This is a genomic window from Streptomyces anthophorae (assembly GCF_049310305.1).
GTDB lineage: Bacteria > Actinomycetota > Actinomycetes > Streptomycetales > Streptomycetaceae > Streptomyces.
This window is the reverse complement of record NZ_JBLWQQ010000001.1, coordinates 8,371,327-8,390,257: the sequence shown is the minus strand read 5'-3', so window position 1 is coordinate 8,390,257 and position 18,931 is coordinate 8,371,327. Positions and strand designations below refer to the sequence as shown.

The following is an 18,931-nucleotide window of genomic DNA, read 5'->3' as shown; positions in this document are numbered from 1 at the left end:
CCTCACGGGCGTTCAGGGGTGGGATGGAGTGTGCGGGCGCGGCGCAGCGGCTCGGGGTCGGCCCACTGGCGTACGTCGACGGGGGCGGGCAGGAAGCCGTGCGCGCGCAGCCGTTCTTCCTGCACGGTGAGTAGGTCGAGGCGGTCCGCGGACAGGTCCGGGTGCAGGGTGCGGTGGGTGCCGAGCCGGTAGGCGCCGGTGACACCTTCGGCGCCGGCCCCGGTCTCGGCGCCGAGGATGCGGGCGACGTCGTCGGGGTGACCCGCGGCCCAGCCGGCGGCGCGCAGCAGCACGGCGAGGAACCGGTCGACGAGGTCCGGGTGGTCGTCGAGGAGCTGCTGGTGGACGGTGATGGGTCGCGGGGTGCCGTTGTTGACGCGGTAGCGGCGGTCGGGCAGCTCGTCGAGTTCGACGGCGACGCGGGCCCCGGCGCGGCGGGCCGCCTCGACGGCGAGCGCTCCCTTGACGTAGACGGCGTCGACGTCGCCGTGCCGCAGCGCGTCGAGTTCGGCGCCCCACTGGCCGTGGTACCCGTCGGCGGAGATGTCGACGAGGCGGACGTCGTCGAGCGTGAGGTCGGCGGAGGCGAGGACGCCCTCGAAGCCGCGCAGGGCCATGGCCCGCCAGAAGTCGATCGCGATGGTGTGCCGGGGTGCCGCCACCCGCAGGCCCCGCAACTCCTCGGCCCGGCGCACCGTGCTGTCGGGCCGCACGAGGATCGCCTGGCGTTCCTCGATCCAGGTCAGCCCGATCAGCCGGGTCCGCTCGCCGCGCGCCCTGGCCCACAGGGCGGGCACGTTGCCGCCCTCGCGGAACAGGCCGGGCAGGGCGTGCGTGTAGTGCGTCTGCCGATCGACGTCGGACGACGCGTCCTGCAAGGAGCGTACGGCGATGCCGTCGGCGGCGAACTCGTCGGCCAGCCACTGCCGGTCGGCGGCGATGCCGGTGGCCGTGGGCACCGGACAGCGGGTGAACCAGAGGGTGTCGGGGGCGGCGCGGGTCAGGGTGTGCGCAGGCATGGCGGGTCCCGGGGTTCAGGAGGCGAAGGGCGCGCGGGCAGGCCGTGAGGGGGTGGCTGCCGGGGTGCGCGAAGTCGTACGGGAAGGCGCGGCGCGGTGGCGCGACGCGTCAGGCGCGGGCGCCGGTGCGGCGACAGGCGGCGCTGGTCGCGCGGGCCAGGTCGATGTGGCGGCGCAGCGTGAAGGCGGCCGTGACCGGGAGGGCGGCGGGCGCGATGCGGGCGGTGCGACGGTTCATAGCGCGGCTCCCTTCTCCGGTACGGGCGACGGTGGTGTGCTGTGGCCACACCCTGACACGCCTCCGATGGCCCGACAAGCGGCTTACCACCATGTGGGAACGGGTGTGAACACCATGTTGCGCGAGCCCATTTCGGGGTTCGTTTCGGGGGTTCAGGCCTGCCGTAATGTGAGAGAACCGAGCCGCCGTCCACCTTCGAGGGCCCACCGTGACCGACCCCGCCGCCGACGTCCACCGCCCGGCCCCCGTCGACATGCCCGCCCCCGCGCGGGCGCCCTCCGGGAGCCAGGCGGTGCGCCGTGCGCTGGACCTGCTGCACTGCTTTCACGACAACGGGCCCGACCTGAGCGCCTCGGAGCTGGCCCGCCGTCTGGACCTGCCGGTGTCGACGGCACACCGGCTGGCCCGCACGCTGCTGGCGGCCGGCTTCCTGGAGCAGGACTTCCGCACGTCCCGCTACCGGCTCGGCCCCTCGGTCACCGAACTGGGCAGGCTCTCCTACCACCAGCGCGGCCTGCACCTGGCCACACCGGAACTCACGGCGCTGGCCGAACGCACGGGCGCCACCGCCGACTTGGCGCTGCGCAGCGGCCCGTACGCGGTGATCGTGGCGGGTGGCTCGGTGACACCGAAGGTGGGGCTGCGCCGCCCGCTGCACTCGACGGCGCTCGGCAAGGTGCTGCTGGCGTGGCCGCGCCCCGGCGACGCGGGCCCCGAGTCGCTGCCCCCGCTGCCGGCCTTCACCGAGCGCACCATCGTCGAACGGGACGCCCTGCGCGGGGAATTGGACCGGGTGCGCGAGGACGGTCACGCCCTCAACGACGGCGAGTCCGCGCACGGTGTGCGCACCCTCGCGGTGCCGGTCCTCGACCGCGGGGGCCACGCACGCTTCGCCCTCGCGCTGCGGGCGACCCCGGACCTGATCACCACGGCATCCCTGCCGTGGTTCCTGGAACGGACCCGCGCGTGCGCACGGGCCCTGGAAGTGCTGCTGCTGGCACCGGGCGAGCGACGGGATGGGGAGTGAGGGCTGCGACCGGCGGACGGACGATCACACCGCCGGGAGCGGCCCGGGAGCCGTCCACCCGGCTTGCCCCTCACCCGCACGTCAAGAGTTAGCGTCCGGGCCTGCCCCACAATTTCGGCTCCCGGAGGTTCTCCATGCCCGCACCGTCCACCGGCCGTGAAGTTCGACTGGCCGCCGTCCCCACCGGCCTGCCAGGCCCGGAGCACTTCACGGTCACCGAAGCTCCCGTCCCACGCCTCACGTCCGGCCAACTCCTCGTCCGCAACCGGCACTTCCTGGTCTTCCCGGGGCTGCGCACGCTGGTCTCCGCCGGAGCGAAGGGCTTCCCGTTCCCGCCGCTGAAGCCCGGCGAGCCCCTGTTCGGGCCGGCGCTGGGCGAGGTGGTGGCGGCGGGGCCGGACGTCACCGACGTACGGGTCGGCGCCCTGGTCACCCACATGCAGGGGTGGCGGGAGTACGCGGTGGTCGGCGCGGATGCCGTATGTGCCGTGCCGGACGGGCATCCGGACCCGGTGGCGTTGCTGTCCATGGCGTCGTCCGCGTACGGGGCGCTGGCCCGGATGGCCCGACTGCGGCCTGGTGAGACGGTGTTGGTGACCGGTGCGGCCGGCGCGGTCGGTTCGCTCGCCGGGCAGATCGCGCGACTGCTCGGTGCCGCGCGGGTCGTCGGCACCACCCGCAGCCCGGACAAGGCCGCGCGACTGCGGCAGGAACTCGGGTACGACGCCGTGGTGGTACCCGGCAACGACGGGCCCCGTTCACTCGCCGAGGCCGCCCCTGACGGCTACGACGTGATCGTCGACAACGTGGGCGGCGAACAGCTCACCGATGCCCTGGAGTTGACGCGACCCGGCGCACGGGTCGTCGTGGTCGGCACCCTGTCCGGACAGTTCGATCCGGCACTGCCGGGCGGGAGTTCGCCGGCCATGATCGACACGTTCGTCCTGGTGAAGCGGTCCGTGTCGCTGGTCGGCTATCAGGCCGTCGACCACCCCGGAGTGGAGAAGGAGTGGCGCGAGCGGTTCGCCGACTGGCTGCGGGCCGGGCAGATCGTCTTCCCGTACACGGCGCTGCCGGGCATGGAACGCGCCCCTTCGGCGTTGCAGGAACTGCAACGGGGGCGGCACGTCGGCACCCTGGTAGTGGAAGTCTGATCGCACACGGTGCGAAGAGGGAGGCCGGGATGCGGATCGGCGACGCGGCGGCAGCCGCCGGCACCACACCGCGCGCCCTGCGCTTCTACGAGGAACGGGGGCTTCTGCCACCGCCGCGGCGCACCGGATCGGGCCAACGGACCTACAACGAGAGGGACGTGGCCCGAATCCGCGTGGTGCGCCGGCTTCTCTCGCTCGGCCTGACCGTGGCGGACGTCCGGGCGTGCGGCGACCGTATCGACCTGCTGATCGCCGAGCCCGACTGCCGGTGCTCCGCACCCGGCGCCGCACAGGGGGTCGTGGACCAGCGGATCGCCGCGATCGACGCCGAGATCGCCAGACTTACCGTCCTGCGCGAGAGCCTGGCGGGACGGATCACGGCGCCCGAGCCGGCTGCGTGACGGAGCAGGCGCCGACCGTCGGCCGACCGGCGTACACCGCGCCGCCGGTCAGACGCCGGGCGCACCTCCGATGGTGTGCGCTCGGGCGCGCAGTGCCGCGTGCAGGTCGCGCACCGCACTGGGGACCGCGCCCGTGCGGCATTGCAGCACCACCAGCACGTGCGTGGTCTCGTCGACGAGCGGGCGGTACGTGATCAGTCCCGCGCGCTCCAGGGGGTCGCCCGCCACGCTGAAATCGGGCAGCAGGGTGACGCCCAGTCCCTCGGCGACCAGGACCTTGCCCAGTTCGGCACCGTCCGTGGAGTAGGCGAAGGACGGGTCGGCGCCCCTGAACAGACGGTGGGTGTAGCGGTTCATGACGTAGCCCGTGCGCATCCCGATCAGCGGCTCCCCCGCCAGGTCGGCGGGGGCGAGAGCGCTCCGCCGGGCCAGCGGGTTGTCGGTGCGCAGGCACACCACCGGGCGGCCGCGCAGGAGTTCGGTCGTCGCCAGGTCGGGCGGGGTGTCGTCGCCGTCGAGGTAGTTGACCAGGCCGAGGTCGAAGCGGCCCTCGCGCAGCCCTCGGTGGATGTCGTCCTGTTGCGACCCGACCATTTCGACCTGGGTCGCCGGATGGTCGGCGCGGAAGTCACGGACGGCGGGCACCAGGAGCGGGACCGTCGCCGCGTTCACCGTGCCGACGCGCACCATCCGGCTGCTGTGGTGCTGGTCGTGCGCCGCGCTGCGCAGCCGGTCCACGGATTCCAGGACGCCGATGATGTGGGGCAGCAGCTCGCGCCCCTCGTCGCTGACCTTGGCTCCGGAGCGGTGCCGGTCCAGCAGCGCGACGCCCAGCTCGCGCTCCAGGTTGCGGACGGTCTCGCTCAACGCCGGTTGCGAGATGTGGAGTTCGGACGCCGCGCGGCGCAGCGAGCCCAGGCGGGTCACCGCCTCGATGTACTCCAGCTGTTCGGTCCGCACCCGGATTTCCCCTCACTACCGGCAGAGCAGAAGGGAAACCCTATCAGGGGCTCGTGTTTACCGTCTCGACGGACCGGCGGGGCGGCTGCTTGAATCGGAGCATGGATGCAGGGCGACAGGAACTCACGCGACGACGTCACGTCGACCTCGCGCGGGTGAGCAGCGCCGCCTGTCCGCTTTCCCGTTTTCCCCGCTGAGCCTTCCCACGGCTCCCCTCGCACGCCCGCGTTCCTCCCGCCTGCCCGGCGGTCGAGGCCGAACCGGCGTGCGCCCGTCGCCCAGCCGTCGGCGCCCCCAGCCCCCACCCGCCGCGCCGCCTCGGCCCCTCTCCTCCCTCAAGGACTCACCGTGTCTGTTCTCCTCACGCTCACCGGCAGCGCCTCCTCCCCCGGCTCCTCCCGTACGGCCCGCCTCGTCGCACACCTGGGACGCGAGTTCACCGAGGACGGCCACGAGGTCCGCCACCTCGACGTGCGCAGCCTGCCGGCCGAGGCGCTGCTGTCGGCCGATGCCGCCCATCCCGAGGTCGCGCGGGCCGTCGAACTCGTGGCGCGCGCCGATGCGCTGATCGTCGCGAGCCCCGTGTACAAGGCCGCCTACTCGGGCGTCCTCAAGGCCTTCCTCGATCTGCTGCCGCAGTACGCCCTGCGCGGCAAGGCCGTACTGCCGCTGGCCACGGGCGGCTCGCCCGCGCACGTCCTCGCCGTCGACTACGCGCTGCGCCCCGTCCTCACGTCGATGGGCGCGGACGTCGCGCAGGGGTGGTTCGTCCTCGACCGGCACATCGTGGTCGAGGACGAGCACTCCGTCGCGCTCGCCCCGGAGGCGCACGACGCGCTCGCCCCGGTCGTCTCCCGGTTCCGCGCCACGCTGCCCACCGGCTCCCGGCTCGCCGTCGCCTGACCCATGGCTATCGGCTTTCCCTTTCACATCGCCGTCCCTCACTCCGCGGAAGGGCCCCCGCCATGACCCGTACCACCGACACCGCACGTGTCACTCCGTTCGGCCCGGACACCACGGATGCCGAAGTGCTGGAGACCGTGCGGGGGCTGGCCGCCCGGTTCGCCGCCGACGACGCCCGGCGCGACGCCGAGCGGATCCTGCCCTACGACGAGATCCGGGCTCTGGGCGAGTCCGGACTGTTCACGCTGACCGTGCCGAAGGCGTACGGCGGGCCCGGCCTGTCCACGCGTACGCTCGGTGAAGTGTTCACCGAGCTGGTCGCGGGCGACGCCAGCATCGGACAGATCCCGCAGAACCACTACTTCTTCGTCAACGTGCTGGCCTGTGCCGGAACACCGCAGCAGCAGGCCTTCTTCTACGAAGAGATCCTGCGCGGCCGCCACTTCGCCAACGCCCTGTCCGAACGCGGCTCACGCACCGCACGCGACTTCGAGATCGGCTTCGCGCCGCAGCCCGACGGCGGCCGGATCCTGGACGGCACCAAGTACTACGCCACCGGCTCGCTGTTCGCGCACTGGATCCCCGTCTACGCCACCGACGAGGAGGGGCGGGTGCACGCGGCGTGGGTGCCCGCCGACGAGCCCGGCGTCACCGTCGAGGACGACTGGAACGGCATGGGCCAGCGCACCACCGGCAGCGGCACCGTCCGCTTCGAGCAGGTCCGGGTCCCCGCCGAGCGGATCGTGCCGGTGTATCCGATCTTCGAAAAGGCCGAGGTGTTCGGCGCGTTCGGCCAGTATCTGCACGCCGCCATCGACACCGGCATCGCGGTCTCCGCACTGCGCGACGGCAAGCGGCTCATCCGCGAACTGGCCAGGCCCCGCAAGGAGACCGGCCTGGACCGGGCCGCCGACGAGGAGGCGGTCATCGACCTCTTCGGTGCGCTGGCGCTGCGGGTGCGCACCGCCCGGGCCCTGCTGCGCGAGGCGGGCGAGGCGGTGGACGCGGCCCACGCACACCTCGACACCCGTACGGCGGCCGAGGCCTCGGCCGCCGTCGCCGCGGCCCGCGCCCACAGCGACGAGGTCTCGCTGAAGGTGTCGAGCGGCATCTTCGAACTCATCGGCACGCGCGCCGCCGATCGCGCCCTGGGCCTGGACCGGCACTGGCGCAACGCCCGCACGCACACCCTGCACGACCCCCGCCGTCTCAAGCTGCGCTACCTGGGCGGCTGGGAACTCAACGACACCCCTCCTCCCGCCAACGGCCTGGTCTGACACCCTGCTTCGCCCTAAGGACGACTCCCATGCCTTTGACCTTCCACTGGTTCCTGCCCACGAACGGTGACAGCCGCCACATCGTCGGCGGTGGGCACGGCGTGCCCACCGGCTCCGCCGGGGGCGACCGGCCCGCGTCGCTCGCCTACCTCGGCCAAGTCGCCCGTACCGCCGAACAGTTGGGCTTCGACGGCGCGCTGACCCCGACCGGCGCCTGGTGCGAGGACGCCTGGCTGACCACGGCCATGCTGGTCGAGCAGACCGAACGGCTGAAGTTCCTCGTCGCCTTCCGTCCCGGTCTGGTCGCCCCCGCGCTCGCCGCGCAGATGGCCGCCACGTACCAGCGGCACTCCGGCGGGCGGCTGCTGCTCAACATCGTCACCGGCGGTGAGGATCACGAGCAGCGTTCCTACGGCGACTTCCTCGACAAGGAGGCCCGCTATGCCAGGACCGACGAGTTCCTGCACATTGCCCGCTCCCTGTGGCGCGGTGGGACCGTCGACTTCACGGGGAAGTACGAGCAGGTCGCCGAGGCCCGCCTGGCCCGGCTGCCCGATCCGGTGCCGCCGGTCTACTTCGGCGGCTCGTCGAAGGCAGCGGGCGGCGTCGCCGCCCGTCACAGCGATGTCTATCTGACCTGGGGCGAGCCGCCCGCGCAGGTCGCCGAGAAGATCAGCTGGATCAGGGGCCTCGCCAAGGACGAGGGCCGGGAGGTGCGGTTCGGGATACGGCTGCACGTCATCGCCCGCGACACGGCCGCGGACGCGTGGGCGCAAGCGCACCGGCTGCTGTCCGGGATCGACCCGCAGGTGATCGCCGACGTCCAGGCGGGTCTCGCCCGTTCGGGCTCGGAGGGGCAGAAGCGGATGCTGTCCCTGCACGGCGGCAGCACCGACGACCTGGAGATCTACCCGAACCTGTGGGCGGGTGTCGGGCTCGTGCGGGGCGGCGCGGGCACCGCCCTGGTCGGCTCGCACACCGAGATCGCCGACCGGATCGCCGAGTATCACGCCCTGGGCATCGAGGAGTTCGTGCTCTCCGGCTACCCGCATGTCGAGGAGGCGTACTGGTTCGGCGAGGGGGTGCTTCCGGTGCTCGCCGAGCGGGGGCTGTGGCAGCACCCGGAGGCGTCGTCCCTCGACCTGACACCGGCGGCGGTGCCGTTCGCTTCGTAGCCGCACGATCACTCGGACACGACTCGGCCCCAGGAGCGCGGCGCTCCTGGGGCCGGGCCCGTTGGGCCCCTCTGCCCCTAGCGCCGGTGGCGGGCCGCCGGGTGCGAGGTGGGCAGCCGGTCGCCGCGGCCGAACAGTTTCTGCCGCAGGGTGCCCGTTTCGTACTGCGTCTTGAGAAGACCCCGCTTTTGCAGCACGGGCGCCAGATGGTCCGCGAAGTCCGCGAAGGTTCCCGGGCTGGTGACGTACGCGAGGTTGATGCCGTCCACGCCGGCCTCGCGCCACTTCTCCAGCTCGTCGGCGATCTGTTCCGGCACGCCGGCGACCGGCCGCGTCCAGGCGCGCGCCCGCAGCACCTCGCCGAACGTCCATGTCTTGTCCGGCGCACCCTCCACCAGGGAGCGCACGAAGCCCTGCACCCCGTTCGTGTCGATCTCGCCGACCGGAGCGTCGAAGTCGACCTGGGAAAGGTCCAGTTGCAGCGAGCCCGACATGTGCGCGGCGAATCCGTCGAGGCTCGTGTGCTCCCGGTAGTCGGCGAGTTTGCGGGCCGCCTCCTCCTCGGTGCTGCCCACGATGAGCGTCAGCCCCTGGAAGAAGAGGACGTCGCCTGCGTCCCTGCCGTGCGCCACCGCCCGCGCCCGCACGTCGTCCACCTGGGTGCGCGCCCCCTGCGGCGACACGGCGCCGAGGAAGACCGCCTCCGCGTTGCGGGCCGCGAACTCCCGGCCCCGCTCGGACGATCCGGCCTGGAAGAGGATCGGGGTGCGCTGCGGCGACGGTTCGGACAGGTGCGGTCCGTTCACCCGGTAGAAGCGGCCCTCGTGGTGCACGTCGTGGATGCGGGACGGTTCGGCGTACACGCGCCGCTCGCGGTCACGGACGACCGCGTCGTCCTCCCAGCTCCCCTCGAGGAGCTGGTAGAGGACGTCCGTGTACTCCTCGGCGCGCTCGTACCGCTCGTCGTGCAGCGGCAGCCCGTCCAGGCCGAGCCCCTTCGCCGCCGACTCCAGGTACGACGTGACGACGTTCCATGCCACGCGGCCCTTGGTGAGGTGGTCGAGGGTGGAAAGCCGGCGGGCGAAGTTGTACGGGGGTTCCTGGAGGACCGACTGCGTGAAGGCGAGCCCGAGGTGTTCGGTGGCGTGGGCGATCGCCGCGACGAGCAGCGCGGGGTCGTTGACCGGGATCTGGAGTCCTTCACGGACCGCTGTGTCGCGCGACCCGCGGAAGGTGTCGTACGGGCCGACGACGTCGGCGAGGAAGAGCGCGTCGAAGTAGCCGCGCTCCAGGGTCCTGGCGAGCTCCGTCCAGGTCTCCAGGTCGATGTAGGAGGTCTGGCTGGTGTCGTCGCGCACCCACTGCCCGTGGTTGATGTGGGAGACGCAGTTCATGGCGAAGGCGTTGAAGCGCAGGGGCTTGGGGGCGGCGGTCATCGGGTGGCTCCGGTGGTGGTGGGGTGCGGGTGGACGGCGGCCAGCAAGGTGCGCGTGTAGGGATGGCGCGGGGCGGCGAACAGCTCCTCCGCGGGCCCCGACTCCACGACCCGGCCGTTGGACATCACGAGGACGTCGTCGCTGACGTGCCGGACGACGCCGAGGTCGTGGGAGATGAAGAGGTAGGCGAGGCCGAGGGAGTCCTGGAGGTCGGCGAGCAGGTCGAGGACCTGGGCCTGAACGGACACGTCGAGCGCGGAGACCGGTTCGTCGAGAACCAGGACGGCCGGTCGGGGAGCCAGGGCGCGGGCCAGCGCGGCCCGTTGGCGCTGCCCTCCGGACAGCGACAGGGGATGCCGGTCGAGGAGGTCGTCCGCGAGGCCGACCCGTGCGGCGAGTTCCGTCACCCGGCGGCCGGCCTCGTCGGGGGCCGGCACGGGATGCCCGGGTCGCCGCAGTCGGACGGCGTCGATGAGCGAGCGGCGCACGGTCCAGCGCGGGTCGAACACGGACAGCGAGTCCTGGTGCACGAGCTGGATGCCGTGCCGCAGTGGACGGCGTTCCCGTTCGGGCAGCTCGCTCCACGGTGCGCCGTGCAGGGTCACCGTGCCCGCGTCGGGGCGGGTGAGCCCCAGCGCGATCCGGGCGGTCGTCGACTTGCCCGAGCCGGACTCCCCCACGATGCCGAGGGTGCGGCCCGCCGCCAGGGCGAACGACACGTCGCGCACCGCGTCCCGGCCGCCGTACGCCTTGTGGAGCCCGTCGGCGGTGAGGACGACCTCGTGCGGGCGCCGGGCGGGGGCCGGGGCCGTCGTGCGCGCCGCGGTGAGACGTGCCCCCTTCGGGTGGAGCGCCGGATCGGCCGCCAGTAGGCCCCGTGTATAGGGGTGTTGGGGATTCTCCAGGACGTCCGCCACGCTCCCCTGCTCCACGATCTCGCCGCCGCGCATCACCGCCACCCGGTCCGCGAGCCGCCGTACGACCCCCAGGTCGTGCGTGATGAACAGCAGGCCCCGCTCCCGGTGGCGGGCCGCCGCCAGCAGGTCGAGGATCTGCGCCTGCACCGTCGCGTCCAGGGCCGTCGTCGGCTCGTCGGCGATGAGCAGCGGCGGGTCGAGGGCGAGCGCGGCGGCGATCAGGGCGCGCTGGCGCAGGCCGCCGGACAGCTCGTGCGGGCGCTGGGCGGCGCGGAGTTCGGGGTCCGGGATGCCGACCTGCCGCATGATGTCCAGGACGCGGGCCCGGCGCGCGGTCCTGTTGCCGTGGCCGTGCAGCCGCAGCCCGTCCTCGATCTCCTTGCCGACCGGACGCAGCGGGTCGAGCGAGACGAGTGCGTCCTGGAGCACGAAGCCGATGTCGCGGCCGCGGACCCGGCCCCAGTGTCGTTCGCCCCAGCGGCGCACGTCCTCGCCCCGCCAGGTCAGCTCGTCGGCCGCCACTGCGGCTCCGGCACCGGTGAGGCCGACCAGGGTGCGGGCGGTCACGCTCTTGCCGGATCCGGACTCGCCGACGAGGGCGACGGTCTCGCCGCGGCGCAGGGTGAGGGAGACATCGCGCACGACGGTGCGGTCGCCGAAGCCGACGGTCAGGTTCCGTACGGACAGCAGTACGTCGGTGTCGTCGGTGGTGTGGGTGGTCATCAGCTGCTCCTCGTGTCGAGCCAGGCCTGTAGACGGCGGCCGAGGACGGTCGTGGACAAGGTGGTCAGGACGATGAACAGGCCCGGGAAGAACGAGGTCCACCAGGCGTACTGGAGGAAGGTGCGGCCGTCCGCGAGCATCGCTCCCCACTCGGCGGCCGGCGGCTGCGCGCCGAGTCCGAGGAAGGACAGCGAGGACGCCCACACCACGGACTGGCCGATGCCGAGCGTGGCGAGGGCGGCGAGCGGGCGCAGGACGTTGGGCAGCACCGTGCGTCGTGCGACGCGCGCCGGCGAGTGGCCGAGCCCGCGCGCCGCCTCGACGTAGCCGGAGCGGACGACCGTGGTGGCCTGGGAGCGGATGAGGCGCGCGTATCCGGCGGCCTCGCCGATGCCGACGGCGATCGCCGCGGTCACGGCGCCCGTGCCGAACACGGCGATGAACAGGAGGGCGAGCAGCAGCCCCGGGAAGCCGAAGAGGACTTCGAGGACACGGCCGACGGCGAAGTCCAGGCGGCGCCCGCCGAGCGCCGCGCCCAGGCCGAGCACGATGCCGAGGCCGAGCGAGATCGCGGTGGCGCCGAGCCCGATGAGCAGGGACTGGCCCGCGCCGTACACGACGCGGGTGTACACGTCGCGGCCGTTCTGGTCGGTGCCGAACCAGTGTGCGGCGGAGGGCGGCTGGAAGAAGTCGGCGGGCGTGATGGCGTCGGGGGCGTACGAGGTGAGCAGGCCGGGGACGAGCGCGGCGACGACGACCAGGGTCAGGAAGAGACCCGCGGCGAGCAGGCCGGGGCGCAGCCGCGACCGGGCGCGGGCCGGGGCCAGGGGTGTGGTCAGGGCGGTCACGGTCAGATCTCCCGGGAGGTGCGGACGCGCGGGTCGACCACCGCGTACAGCAGGTCGACGGCGAGGTTGACGAGGACGTAGACCGTGGCGATGAGCAGCACGATCCCGGTGACGAGCGGCAGGTCTCGGGCGATCACGGCGTTCAGGAGCGCCCGGCCGACGCCCTGGCGTGCGAAGACCGCCTCCACGACGACCTCGCTGGAGAACAGGGCGCCGACCGCCCAGCCGGACAGGGTGAGCGGCGGCAGCAGTGCGTGCCGCAGGGCCCGCCGGGCACGCACCGCCCCCGGGCTCATGCCGCGCAGCCGTGCCGACGTGATGAACGGCTGGTCGAGCGCGGTCAGGAGCGCGCCGCGTGTCACCTGGCCGAGATACCCGGCGAGCGGTACGGCAAGGGTCGTCGCCGGCAGCACGAGCCCGGTGAGTCCGGTGCCGCCCGCGACCGGGAACCAGCCGAGGCGGAACGCGAACACGTACAGCAGCACGACCCCGAGCCAGAAGTGCGGAAGCCCCGCGGCGACCGTCTCCAGGCCCGAGCCGAGCGCCCGCCCGAGAGCGCCCCTGCCGGTCGACAGGAGCACCACGACGGCGGCGAGGAGCCACGCGAACAGCAGGGCAAGGGCGGTGAGTTGGAGTGTGGAGGGCAGCTGCTCGGTGATGACGGTACCGACGGACTCCTTCAGGGAGGTCGACATCCCCAGGTCACCGGTGAGCAGCCGGCCGATGTGCTGCGCGTACTGCGTGTACAGCGGCTGGTCGAGGCCGTACGCGTGGCGCGTCGCGGCGATCGTCTCCGGCGTCGGACTGGATCCGGAGCCGCCGCCGAGCAGGACGAGCACCGGGTCGCCCGGCACCAGGTGCAGGGCGAGGAAGGTGACGGTGGCCGCCGCCCACAGCACGAGCGCGGCGCCAGCCACCCTTGCGAGGACGCGTCGGTACAAGAGAGTTGTCTTCATCGGGAGCTCACCCACGCGTCGTAGAGGTAGGGCAGGGAAAGGGCCGGCTCGAGGGCGGCGCCGCGCACCGACGCACCGTGGGCGGCGAGCCGGGTCGTCTGCGGGTACAGGGTCAGCTGATAGGCGCCCGCGGAGATCAGCCGTTGCGCGGCGCCGTAGAGCCTGTGCTGCTTCTGCGGGTCCGTGGTGGCCTGCGCGGCGCGGAACAGCCGGTCGAGAGCGGGGTCCTTGGCGTAGGACGCATTGGAGTGGATCCCGCCCTGGACGGCGTACTCGCTGCCGAAGACGGTGTGCAGCACGTCGGGTGTGTTGGTGTTCCAGTAGCCGTCGCGCAGGTCGTACTTGCCCGCCAGATAGCGGGTGTTGACGGTCGCCGCGTCGAGCCGCAGCAGCTTCAGCTGGAAGCCGGCCTCCTTGGCGGTGGCCTGGATCTGCTCCAGCAGGGCGAGCTGGTTCGGGCTGATGTCGGATTTGAGCAGCACCTCGGCGCTCAGCCGCTTGCCGTTCTTGACGCGATATCCGTCCCCGTCGCGCCTGTTCCATCCCGCCTTGTTCAGCAGCGAGTTGGCCCGTGCCGGGTCGTAGGGCCAGGCGTTCTCGTACGCGCTCTTGTAGTGCGGCGTCACATAGCTGAGCGGGCCGCCCGCCCGCCGGTACTGGCCGAAGAAGACGCTCTTGAGGCCGTCGGCGACATCCGCCGAGTACAGGAACGCCTTGCGCACGCGCAGGTCGTCGAAGGGGGCGCGGGAGGTGTTCAGCGCGAGGTTCGTCGGGTTGCCGGGGCGGTCGCGGACGACCACCTTCAGGCGTTCGTCGTGCTCGGCGGTGCGCTGGTCCTCCGGCGGCAGCGCGTCGATCACGTCGACCTGCCCCGACTGCACGGCCGCGAAGCGGGTCGCGGGCTCCGGTATGAACCGCCAGACGACCTTGTGCGCATAGGCGGGGCCCTTGTGCCTGGCGTACGGGGGCGGCGAGTTGTAGCGCGGGTTGCGGACGAGGACGACGTCCGACTGCCGGTTCCACTTCTTCACGATGAACGGGCCGGTCCCGACGGGCGCCGCGCAGTTCGCCTCCTTGCTGCGGGCGAGCGCCTTGGGTGACTCCATGCCGAGGAAGGCCTGGGCGAGCATGTTCAGGAACGGCGAGTACGGGCGGTCCAGGTGCACGCGGGCCGTGAACGCGTCGATGACATCGGTCTTTTGATAGGGCGCCAGGTAGCCGCCCGCTGTGCCCGACTGGGTGTCGGGGTCGACCATGTGGTCGAAGTTGGCCTTGACGGCCGTCGCGTCGAAGCGGGTGCCGTCGGTGAAGCGGACGTCGTCGCGGAGGTGGAAGGTGTAGGTGCGGCCGTCCTTCGAGATGTCCCAGGACGTGGCCAGCCACGGCTTGGCCCTGCCCTGGTCGTCGAGGGCGACGAGCGAGTCGAGGACCTGCTGGGCGACGTAGGCCTGCGGCATGTCTCCGGCGACGTGCGGGTCGAGGCAGGTGGGCTCGCGGTCGGTGGCGTAGGTGAGGGTGCCGCCTGCGGCGGGCCGTGCGGTGAGGGAGGTGGCGGCTTCACCGGTGCCACAGGCGGTGGCCAGGAGCAGGAGCGGCAGGCCGAGGAGGAGGTGGCGGAGGAAGCGGGCACGGTGGGAGCGGGAGTGCGGTTTCACGGGGGCTCCGGGATGAGGGGCCGGCGGGATGAGGGGGGCGGTCAGAAGAAGCCGTTGAGCGGGGGCGGGGTGCCGTTGAGCAGCCAGTCGCCTGCCACCCGCGCCTTGTGTCCGATCGGGTTGTGCGAGGCGACGGTGCGGGCATTGCGCCAGTGCCGGTCCAGGTGGTGCTCGCGGAGAGTGGCCGACGCCCCGCCGACGTCGTAGAGCCGCTCGCCGGCGCCCAATGCGGCACGTGCGGCGGTGACTTGGGCCTGGGCGACGACGGCGGCCGCCGCGTTCAGGGCGTCCGGGTCCCCGGTGACACCGTCCTCGGACGGCGTCGCGAGCGCGGCGTCGATCACCCCGGCGGCGTGCAGCACCACTGCCTCGGCGGCGAGCGCCCCTGCCGCGATGTCACCGACGGTGTGCTGGACGAGGGGGTCGTCCCCCGCCCGCTCGGCCCCGGCGTGTTGTACGGCGCGTGCCTTCTCGCGGGTGTACGTCACCGCGTCGGCCAGGGCCGCCTTCGCGATCCCGGCGTGCACGGCGGCCAGGAAGAGCTGGTAGTACGGCCCCAGGTGGGTGCGGCGCTGCCGGCCTGTGGTGTCGATGGCGACCTCGTCCTCATGGGCGACCACCTGCCGCAGCCGCGTCGTGCCGGACGCGGTGGTGCGCTGCCCGAGTGCGTCCCAGTCGTCGAGGAGTTCGACGCCCTCGCGTGAGCGCGGCAGCACAACCCGGACGCGGTGTTCCTCGTCGTCGAGCGCGGTCACCACGATGCGGTCGGCGAAGAGCGCTCCGGTGGAGTAGAACTTGGTGCCGTCCACGCGGTAGGTGTCGCCGTCGCGCGTGAGGCGGGTGCGGATCTCGCCGGGGTGGGCGGTGCCGCGCTCGGAGGCGGCGTTCCCGAACAGCTCACCGGCCACGACCGTGGGGAACCAGCGGGCGCGCTCGGCAGCGGTGCCATGGCTGAGCAGCAGTTCCACGAACCCGAAGTGCGGCCGCAGCGCCTGGGCCACGTTCGAGTCGGCCTCGGCCAGATCGACGACGAGTCGAAACAGGTCGACGAGCGCGGCCTGCGCGCCGCCGTACTCGCGGGGCACGCGCAGCGCGCCGAGTCCGCTGCGACGGATCAAGTCGACGCTCTTGTAAGGCAGTTCGCGCGCGGCTTCCAGGGGCGCGGCGTCGCCGCGGATGCGCTCCAGGAGGTCGTGCGGGGCGACGAAGGGGACGGAGGGCACGGATGGTGGGACGCGTGAGGACATGGCGGGGCCTTTGGACGTGGGCGGGGCGCGGGTCGGCGGGCGCGCAGGGGCAGGCCGCGGCGCATGGCGGCGCCGCAGGGCAGGAGGGCACACGGGTGGGAACGCGCTGCGCGACCGCGCAGCGGGCGGGATCAGCCTCTCGGCTCCGGCGTCACCCGCCGCGCACGGCAGGGCACGGCGGCACACCGATCCGTGCGGCGAGCACGCGGGATTGGCAGCCTGGAGGGCCTAGGCGACGGCGCGACGACAGACGGCACTCGAAACACGGGACAGGTCGACGTGACGTCGCCGTGTGAGTTCTTGCCGCTCGTCGGACATGACCATGATTCAACCAGGTGTACGACCCGCTGGTCGAGTAGGCATTGGCGAAGCACCTATCGGGAATCCCTTTCACCGGGCCCGACCGAGAACGTAGCCCGGTGTGAGCGTGCTGTCTCTACTAGAGTGCGGTGTGGGCCGTGACTGGCGCTGAGGTGGAGCACCACCGGGGAGCGGTCTGACGAGACGTCGTTGCCGTGCGCCTGGGCGAGTGGTCAGTAACGCCTGGAGGCGACGATGTCCGCTACTCGGACGGCCCAGCTCATGGATGGCACCGGCCTCGCCCGACGCATCATCGAAGAGGCCGCTGCCAAGGCGGCGGAGATTTCACGGCGTGGGGGAACCAGCCCCTGTCTGGCGACGGTGCTGGTGGGAGAGGACCCCGCGTCGGTCACATATGTCCGCATGAAGCAGGCCCGGTGTGCGAAGGCGGGCATCAGGTCCCGGCACATCGCCTTGCCTGCCACCACCACGACCGCCGAACTGATCGACACCCTCGCCCGCCTGTCCGGCGATCCGGACGTGCACGGCATCCTGCTCCAGCATCCTTGCGGCCCGCACATCGACGAACGAGCGGCGTTCGAGGCGATCGCCCCGGAGAAGGACGTCGACGGGGTCACGATGCATTCGTTCGCCGCGATGAGCTTCGCGCTGCCGGGCTTCGTGTCCTGCACTCCGGGCGGCATCATGCGTCTGCTGGAGGCGTACGACGTCGAACTGGCCGGCAAGCACGCCGTCGTGGTGGGCCGCAGCGCGATTCTCGGCAAGCCGGCCGGGATGCTCCTGCTGGCCAGGAACGCCACGGTGACGTACTGCCACTCCCGCACGACGGACCTGTCGGCGATCGTCGGGGAAGCGGACGTCGTGGTGGCGGCCGTGGGGCGGCCCCGGCTGATCCGCGGTGAGGACATCAAGCCGGGCGCGGTGGTGATCGACGCCGGATACAACGCGGGCAACGTCGGCGACGTGGACTTCGACACCGCCTCCACCCGCGCCCGTTTGATCACTCCGGTGCCCGGCGGCGTCGGGCCGATGACCATCGCCGTCCTGCTGGCGCAGACCGTGGACGCCGCCGCGAACCAGCTCGGCATCCGGCACCACTGACCTCGTGACTGGCAGCTCCTTGGCGCAGCGGGTTTCCCTCCCCCACACGGAGCGGGTCAGTCGCCCTCGGGGTTTCGGCGTTGCCTGCGCAGGTCGGCCCAGTGGCGCAGGCGTTCGCCGATCTGGGCTTCGTAGCCGTTGCGGGTGGGCTGGTAGTACGTCTCGCGGTCCATGCCGTCGGGGAAGTAGTCGGCGCCGGAGAAACCGTCGGCGGTGTCGGGGTCGTACTCGTAGTCCTTGCCGTAGCCGAGGTTCTTCATCAGCCGGGTCGGGGCGTTGAGGATGTGGGCGGGCGGCATGAGGGAGCCGGTGCGGCGGGCGGCGCGCTGTGCCGCGTTGAAGCCCCGGTAGATGGAGATGGACTTGGGGGCGGTGGCGAGGTGGACGACGGCCTGGGCGATCGCCAACTCGCCCTCCGGGGAGCCGAGTCGCTCGTACACGTCCCAGGCGGCAAGCGCCTGCTGGAGGGCGTGCGGGTCCGCGATGCCGATGTCCTCGCTCGCGAAGCGGACCAGGCGGCGGGCCACGAACAGCGGGTCCTCGCCGCCGTCGAGCATGCGGGCGAGCCAGTACAGGGCCGCGTCCGGGTCGGAGCCGCGCATCGACTTGTGGAGTGCGGAGATCAGGTTGTAGTGGCCCTCCTGGGCCTTGTCATACAGCGGGGCGCGCTGCTGGATGTGGTGGGCGAGCGCGGCGGTGTCCAGAGGTGCCCTGGCGGTCTCTTCGGCCGGGAGGGCGTGGAGCTGTTCCGCCATGTTGAGGAGGTAGCGGCCGTCGCCGTCGGCCATGGCGATCAGGGCGTGACGGGCATCGTCGTCCAGGGGCAACGGGTGACCGGTGAGGTGCTCGGCGCGGTCGAGGAGCGTGGACAGTGCGGTTTCGTCGAGGCGTTTGAGGACGAGTACCTGGGTCCGGGAGAGCAGGGCGCCGTTGAGTTCGAAGCTGGGGTTCTCCGTGGTGGCGCCGATCAGGACGACCGTGCCGTCCTCGACGTAGGGCAGGAAGCTGTCCTGCTGCGCGCGGTTGAAGCGGTGGATCTCGTCGACGAACAGCAGGGTGCTCCGGCCGATGGTGCGCCGGCTGCGGGCGGCGGCGAAGACCTTCCGCAGCTCGGCGACGCCGGAGAAGGTGGCCGACACCGGCTCGAAGGCAAGGTTGTCGGCGTCCGCGAGAAGCCGGGCGATGGTCGTCTTCCCGACGCCGGGCGGGCCCCACAGGACGGCGGAGGTCAGGTGCTGCTGGGCGACCATGCGGCCCAGCGGGGCGTCCGGGGCCAGGAGGTGGTCCTGGCCGACGACCTCGTCGAGCCGGGTGGGGCGCAGACGGTCGGCGAGCGGCCGGGTGGGCTCCTCGTCGAAGAGCGGCAGGGTCGGTTCCATCGGTCTCTCGGATCACGGGCGGAGGTGTGCTGGCGCGGCAAGCCTTGCACGGGGCACTGACAGCCGCGGGCTCAGCGGCTCGTGGGGCCGCTTGCGGTGCTCATCGGGCCCGGGGGCGGTCGCGCCGCGGCAACCGCTCGACGATCAGGTCGTAGGAGTCCTCGACCGCGTCGGTGATCAGCCGCTCGGTGACG

General features: G+C 72.4%; 19 protein-coding genes and 1 riboswitch. Of the genes, 8 read left to right on the top strand and 11 right to left on the bottom strand.

Annotated features, from left to right (window positions below; genetic code table 11):
- Positions 1-2: 2 nt before the first annotated feature.
- Both ACNYS0_RS38200 and ACNYS0_RS38195 read right to left on the bottom strand, forming a co-directional pair.
- Positions 3-1,019, bottom strand: coding sequence for an ABC transporter substrate-binding protein (locus ACNYS0_RS38200; RefSeq protein ID WP_422480665.1), 1,017 nt, complete (start codon positions 1,017-1,019; stop codon positions 3-5).
- 109 nt (positions 1,020-1,128) lie between these two features.
- A complete protein-coding gene (locus ACNYS0_RS38195; protein ID WP_422480663.1) occupies positions 1,129-1,257 on the bottom strand; it encodes a hypothetical protein in 129 nt (42 codons plus the stop codon).
- A gap of 253 nt (positions 1,258-1,510) precedes the next feature.
- On the opposite strand from ACNYS0_RS38195, the gene ACNYS0_RS38190 reads away from it, so the two are divergent.
- The 3 genes from ACNYS0_RS38190 to ACNYS0_RS38180 all read left to right on the top strand — a co-directional run bounded on the left by ACNYS0_RS38190 (position 1,511) and on the right by ACNYS0_RS38180 (position 3,839).
- Positions 1,511-2,284: an IclR family transcriptional regulator gene (locus tag ACNYS0_RS38190; RefSeq protein ID WP_422482882.1), complete on the top strand. Its 774-nt coding sequence runs from the start codon at positions 1,511-1,513 to the stop codon at positions 2,282-2,284.
- A 134-nt stretch (positions 2,285-2,418) separates the two neighbouring features.
- Positions 2,419-3,438, top strand: coding sequence for an MDR family NADP-dependent oxidoreductase (locus ACNYS0_RS38185; protein WP_422480661.1), 1,020 nt, complete (start codon positions 2,419-2,421; stop codon positions 3,436-3,438).
- 29 nt (positions 3,439-3,467) lie between these two features.
- Positions 3,468-3,839, top strand: coding sequence for a MerR family transcriptional regulator (locus ACNYS0_RS38180; protein ID WP_422480659.1), 372 nt, complete (start codon positions 3,468-3,470; stop codon positions 3,837-3,839).
- Between the two features lie 48 nt (positions 3,840-3,887).
- Here the strand turns inward: ACNYS0_RS38180 and ACNYS0_RS38175 are convergent, their stop codons facing one another.
- Entirely contained in the window at positions 3,888-4,799 is a 912-nt protein-coding gene (locus ACNYS0_RS38175) for a LysR family transcriptional regulator (protein ID WP_422480657.1), read from the bottom strand.
- A 101-nt stretch (positions 4,800-4,900) separates the two neighbouring features.
- On the opposite strand from ACNYS0_RS38175, the gene ACNYS0_RS38170 reads away from it, so the two are divergent.
- The 4 genes from ACNYS0_RS38170 to ACNYS0_RS38155 all read left to right on the top strand — a co-directional run bounded on the left by ACNYS0_RS38170 (position 4,901) and on the right by ACNYS0_RS38155 (position 8,154).
- The gene (locus ACNYS0_RS38170; RefSeq protein ID WP_422480655.1) at positions 4,901-4,996 is read left to right on the top strand and encodes a putative leader peptide; all 96 of its coding nucleotides are present in this window, start codon (positions 4,901-4,903) and stop codon (positions 4,994-4,996) included.
- A 151-nt stretch (positions 4,997-5,147) separates the two neighbouring features.
- Complete coding sequence (ssuE, locus tag ACNYS0_RS38165) at positions 5,148-5,702, top strand: NADPH-dependent FMN reductase (RefSeq protein WP_422480653.1); 555 nt, start codon at positions 5,148-5,150, stop codon at positions 5,700-5,702.
- 62 nt (positions 5,703-5,764) lie between these two features.
- The gene (locus ACNYS0_RS38160) at positions 5,765-6,979 is read left to right on the top strand and encodes an SfnB family sulfur acquisition oxidoreductase (RefSeq protein ID WP_422480651.1); all 1,215 of its coding nucleotides are present in this window, start codon (positions 5,765-5,767) and stop codon (positions 6,977-6,979) included.
- A 29-nt stretch (positions 6,980-7,008) separates the two neighbouring features.
- Positions 7,009-8,154, top strand: coding sequence for an LLM class flavin-dependent oxidoreductase (locus ACNYS0_RS38155; RefSeq protein ID WP_422480649.1), 1,146 nt, complete (start codon positions 7,009-7,011; stop codon positions 8,152-8,154).
- A gap of 77 nt (positions 8,155-8,231) precedes the next feature.
- Here the strand turns inward: ACNYS0_RS38155 and ACNYS0_RS38150 are convergent, their stop codons facing one another.
- The 7 genes from ACNYS0_RS38150 to ACNYS0_RS38120 form a co-directional block, all read right to left on the bottom strand.
- Positions 8,232-9,590, bottom strand: a complete 1,359-nt coding sequence (locus ACNYS0_RS38150) for an LLM class flavin-dependent oxidoreductase (RefSeq protein ID WP_422480647.1) — start codon at positions 9,588-9,590, stop codon at positions 8,232-8,234.
- A complete protein-coding gene (locus ACNYS0_RS38145; protein WP_422480645.1) occupies positions 9,587-11,230 on the bottom strand; it encodes a dipeptide ABC transporter ATP-binding protein in 1,644 nt (547 codons plus the stop codon). The genes ACNYS0_RS38150 and ACNYS0_RS38145 overlap by 4 nt, the downstream gene beginning before the upstream one ends.
- A complete protein-coding gene (locus ACNYS0_RS38140; protein ID WP_422480643.1) occupies positions 11,230-12,078 on the bottom strand; it encodes an ABC transporter permease in 849 nt (282 codons plus the stop codon). Before ACNYS0_RS38140 ends, ACNYS0_RS38145 begins: the two co-directional genes overlap by 1 nt.
- Before the next feature lie 2 nt (positions 12,079-12,080).
- Positions 12,081-13,034, bottom strand: coding sequence for an ABC transporter permease (locus ACNYS0_RS38135; RefSeq protein ID WP_422480641.1), 954 nt, complete (start codon positions 13,032-13,034; stop codon positions 12,081-12,083).
- Entirely contained in the window at positions 13,031-14,689 is a 1,659-nt protein-coding gene (locus tag ACNYS0_RS38130) for an ABC transporter substrate-binding protein (RefSeq protein ID WP_422480639.1), read from the bottom strand. The genes ACNYS0_RS38135 and ACNYS0_RS38130 overlap by 4 nt, the downstream gene beginning before the upstream one ends.
- Positions 14,690-14,730: 41 nt before the next feature.
- Positions 14,731-15,936: an acyl-CoA dehydrogenase family protein gene (locus ACNYS0_RS38125; RefSeq protein WP_422480637.1), complete on the bottom strand. Its 1,206-nt coding sequence runs from the start codon at positions 15,934-15,936 to the stop codon at positions 14,731-14,733.
- Between the two features lie 228 nt (positions 15,937-16,164).
- Positions 16,165-16,254 carry a putative leader peptide gene (locus ACNYS0_RS38120; protein ID WP_351257587.1) on the bottom strand — a complete coding sequence of 30 codons (90 nt, stop codon included), beginning with the start codon at positions 16,252-16,254 and terminating at the stop codon, positions 16,165-16,167.
- A 130-nt stretch (positions 16,255-16,384) separates the two neighbouring features.
- A riboswitch (ZMP/ZTP riboswitch) is annotated at positions 16,385-16,470 on the top strand.
- Between the two features lie 21 nt (positions 16,471-16,491).
- Here ACNYS0_RS38120 and ACNYS0_RS38115 point away from each other — a divergent pair.
- Positions 16,492-17,358 (top strand): bifunctional 5,10-methylenetetrahydrofolate dehydrogenase/5,10-methenyltetrahydrofolate cyclohydrolase, encoded by an 867-nt coding sequence (locus ACNYS0_RS38115; RefSeq protein WP_422480635.1) that lies wholly within the window; start codon positions 16,492-16,494, stop codon positions 17,356-17,358.
- Positions 17,359-17,414: 56 nt separating this feature from the next.
- Here ACNYS0_RS38115 and ACNYS0_RS38110 read toward each other — a convergent pair whose 3' ends face one another.
- Positions 17,415-18,737 (bottom strand): replication-associated recombination protein A, encoded by a 1,323-nt coding sequence (locus tag ACNYS0_RS38110; protein ID WP_422480633.1) that lies wholly within the window; start codon positions 18,735-18,737, stop codon positions 17,415-17,417.
- Between the last annotated feature and the right edge of the window lie 194 nt (positions 18,738-18,931).